The following is a 1,555-nucleotide window of genomic DNA, read 5'->3' on the forward strand; positions in this document are numbered from 1 at the left end:
CGCTCCTCAGTCCAGGCCGGGAGGCCCCATGACACTCCCTGTGTCAACCTCATGCGGCAGATGGAGTGGCTGTGCGGTGGTTGAGTGTGGCTGCGGCGCCGTGGTTGGCGGGGTCGTAGGCGACGCCGTTGTGCCAGCAGCGCCAGATGACGCGGATCCAGGCGCGGGCCAGGATGCGGATGGCGTGGGGGTGGTCTTTGCCGGCTTGGCGGGCCTGGTTGTAGATGTGGGCGGCCCAGGGGCTGGCGTGGCGGCTGTTGTCGGCGAAGGTGGTCAGGGCGACGCGGAAGCGTTTGTTGCAGGCCCAGCGGAAGTGCACGGCGCGGTGTTTGCCGGACTCTTTGGTGACGGGGGTGCAGCCGGCCAGTGCGGCGACGGAGTCGGGGTGCTCGTAGGCTTGGCGGCAGTCGCCCCACTCGGCGAGCATCTGGGCGGCGTTGATCTGACCCGACCTTGGCAGCGACGTGAAGATCTCGCCGTCCGGGTGCTCCCCGAGCCGGGCGGCGGTCGACTTGTTCAGGTTCTTGGTGGCGGCGTTGAGTGCTTTGATCACGTCGACGAGTGCGAGCACGGCGTCGCGCAGCGCGGTGGTGAGGGCGGGGCCGGTGGTGCCGGCCGGGGCCGACCGCAGGCGTTGCAGGAGTACGGCGGCGGGTTTCTTGCCGGAGTAGCCGCGGCTGGTGCAGAACTGGGCGAGGCGTTTCTCGCCGAGGTGCGCGGCACTGTTCGGGGTGGGGTAGCGGGTGAGGAATTCCAGGGCGATCCGCGATTCCAGGTCGGCGAAGATGGCTTTGGCGCCGGGCCAGTGGTCGTCCAGCAGTGCGGCGAGTTGGTTGACCGCGGCGACGCGCATGTCGACCAGGTCGGTGCGGGTTCGCGAGACCGTCCGCAGGGCGCGGGTGTCGTCGGAGTATGGCGTGGCCACGCGCAGCCGGTGCTGCCGCAACCGCAGGTACTCCGCGATCACGGCGGCGTCGCCGGCGTCGGACTTCGCCCCGGACAGCACCTCGCCGTCGCGCCAGGCCTTGATGGCGTTCGGCGAGACCGGCACGACCGGGTGACCGGCCTCGAGCAGCAGATCGACCAGCCGGCCGTTGGGACGTTCGATCCCGATCTGTACGTCACCGGGCTCGGCGAGCTTGCCCAGCCGGCGGATCAGCATCGCGATCCCGTCGGCGGTGTGGGCGATGGTGAACCGGTCGACGATCTTCCCGGCAGGGTCCATCACACACACGGCGTGGATCTCGGCGGCCCAGTCCAGCCCGGCGAACAACTGCGCGGGCGGCAGACCAGCAGACACAGCAGCAGACAACACGACTCCTTGCGGTGGCAGCGACGACCCGGCGGCGACGAGGCCGGCACCTGGGTGGTCACTAACCGGCGCTCTGCGGCGCGTCTCCCTGTTGCCAGTCCACGGCCTCGGGACAGCCAGGGGCGGTGGTGTCATGGAGGCCCTCAACGAGCGACCAACTCAGACCGTCACCCCGGCTGCCGCCGAGTCCCAACAGCAGGCACCGTATCGGTGCCCACAGCAAGGATGGTGCCCTAGTGACCA

At 69.8% G+C, this 1,555-nt stretch carries 1 protein-coding gene; it reads right to left on the minus strand.

Going from position 1 to position 1,555, the window contains the following annotated elements; translation table 11 throughout:
- Positions 1 to 49 precede the first annotated feature (49 nt).
- Complete coding sequence (locus ACZ3HV_RS44520) at positions 50 to 1,312, minus strand: IS110 family RNA-guided transposase (RefSeq protein ID WP_465693948.1); 1,263 nt, start codon at positions 1,310 to 1,312, stop codon at positions 50 to 52.
- Positions 1,313 to 1,555: the final 243 nt, after the last annotated feature.

This window comes from Kribbella sp. NPDC020701 (genome assembly GCF_055562215.1).